Genomic DNA, 1,846 nt, shown 5'->3' with positions numbered 1-1,846 from the left:
CAGGGCAATACACCTAGGGCTGCGGTCGGAGTTGTTTCTCGTACCAGGCCACGTCCCAGTACCGGTCGAACTTGCGGCCGACCTCCGTGTACGTACCGATGGAGCGGAACCCGAACCGTTCGTGCAGCCGGACCGAGGAGTCGTTGGGCTGGGTGATGCCCGCGTACGCGCGACGCAGGTCCTCACCGGCGAGGGCCTCGAAGAGCGCCGCGTAGAGGAGGGTGCCGATGCCGCTCCCCGTGGCTTCGGGTGAGCAGTAGACGCTCACCTCGACGGAGGTGGAGTACGCCGCCTTGGGGCGGAACGCGCTGCTGGTCGCGTAGCCCAGGATCCGGGGGCCGGCCCCGTTGCTCTCGGCGGCGTGACGGACGTCCTGAGCAACCAGAAGCCGGTGCGGGCCGTCTTCAGGATGGGAGCGCAGCCAGGGCAGGCGCTGCTCGGGGGTGAACGGGGTTACGTCGAATGTGAGTGCGGTCTCACGTACGTAATGGTTGTAGATGTCCGTCAGAGCGTCCAGATCGCTCTCGGCGCCCGGCCTGACCTGCACTTCCGTGCCCAGCTGTGGCATGTGCCCTCCCCTGTCGGCGCGACAGGGTACTGCATGATCGCGAAAGTGAATGCCGGTCATGGGAATTCTGTCCGGATTCCAGTCGTTGTTTCCATCGGATGCAGGGCACCCGAGAGGGTGTCGCGACCTACTCAGCAAGGGAGCACGCATGGCAACCCGTGCCGTCGCCCGTCGTTCGTCCGCCACCGGCGGGACCAACCGGGCAAGCAGTGTTCGCGCCGTGGGCGGGGAGATCGCCGATCGCGACCTGGTCGGCATGTACCTGGACGAGATCGCGCGCACGCCGCTGCTCGATGCCGCCAAGGAGGTCGAGCTGTCGCAGACCCTGGAAGCAGGCGTCTTCGCGCAGCAGGTCCTCGACGGTGCGGTGGAGAGCGAAGCCGGCGGGGCCTCGCGCGAGGAGCTGGAGGCGCTGGTCGCCGAGGGCGAGCGCGCCAAGGACATATTCATCCGTTCCAACCTCCGACTCGTCGTTGCCGTCGCCCGCCGCTATCCGCGGGCCGGGCTGCCCCTGCTCGACCTGATCCAGGAGGGCAACGCAGGCCTGGTGCGCGCGGTCGAGAAGTTCGACTACGCCAAGGGCTTCAAGTTCTCCACGTATGCGACGTGGTGGATCCGGCAGGCCATCACCCGATCCATAGCCGACCAGTCCCGCACGATCCGGCTCCCCGTCCACCTGGTGGAGGAGCTCGGCCGGATCCGTCGTGTCCAGCGCGAGTTCAACCGTGAGAACGGTCGCGATCCCGAGCACTCGGAGATCGCCGCCGAGCTGGACTCGACCACGTCGCGGGTCAGCGACGTCCTGGACTGGGCCCGCGACCCGGTCAGTCTGAACATGTCGGTGGACGACGACGGCGACACGCAGTTCGGTGACCTCCTGGAGGACACCTCCGCGGTGTCGCCCGAGCAGTCCGTGATGACGCTGCTGCGCAGTGAGGAGCTGGAGGAGCTGATCGGCAAGCTCGACCACCGCACCGCATCGATCATCCGTATGCGGTACGGCATCGAGGACGGCCGTGAGCGGACCCTGACCGAGGTGGGCAAGCAGCACGGGCTCACCCGCGAGCGGATCCGCCAGATCGAGAAGCACGCGCTGCTCGAACTGAAGCGAATGGCTCACGACACGGGCTTTGACGCTGCGGCGTGAGCCCGAGTCCAGTAACCTCCGAATTGGGCCGCTTCACATCGGCGGCCCCCTGAAGCTGAGTCCCGGCGCCCACCCCCCCCCTGGCGCCGGGGCTCATCCCTTTTCCCGGCCCCTCCGGCGCACCCTTCTCT

The 1,846-nt window shown here is 67.6% G+C and carries 2 protein-coding genes; one reads left to right on the top strand and one right to left on the bottom strand.

Features of this window, described 5'->3' with window-relative positions; genetic code table 11:
• Positions 1 to 13 precede the first annotated feature (13 nt).
• Positions 14 to 568: a GNAT family N-acetyltransferase gene (locus JGS39_RS39190; RefSeq protein ID WP_219574534.1), complete on the bottom strand. Its 555-nt coding sequence runs from the start codon at positions 566 to 568 to the stop codon at positions 14 to 16.
• A gap of 148 nt (positions 569 to 716) precedes the next feature.
• On the opposite strand from JGS39_RS39190, the gene JGS39_RS39185 reads away from it, so the two are divergent.
• Positions 717 to 1,715 carry a sigma-70 family RNA polymerase sigma factor gene (locus JGS39_RS39185; RefSeq protein WP_148019156.1) on the top strand — a complete coding sequence of 333 codons (999 nt, stop codon included), beginning with the start codon at positions 717 to 719 and terminating at the stop codon, positions 1,713 to 1,715.
• Positions 1,716 to 1,846 lie beyond the last annotated feature (131 nt).

The sequence above is a fragment of the Streptomyces poriferorum genome, assembly GCF_019399235.1.
GTDB lineage: Bacteria > Actinomycetota > Actinomycetes > Streptomycetales > Streptomycetaceae > Streptomyces > Streptomyces poriferorum.
This window is presented reverse-complemented; position numbering and strand designations above follow the sequence as displayed.

Excerpts from the sequence above, each read along its gene's own strand:
- JGS39_RS39185 (WP_148019156.1), top strand. The coding sequence starts at position 717 with ATGGCAACCCGTGCCGTCGCCCGTCGTTCGTCCGCCACCGGCGGGACC.
- JGS39_RS39190 (WP_219574534.1), bottom strand. The coding sequence starts at position 568 with ATGCCACAGCTGGGCACGGAAGTGCAGGTCAGGCCGGGCGCCGAGAGC.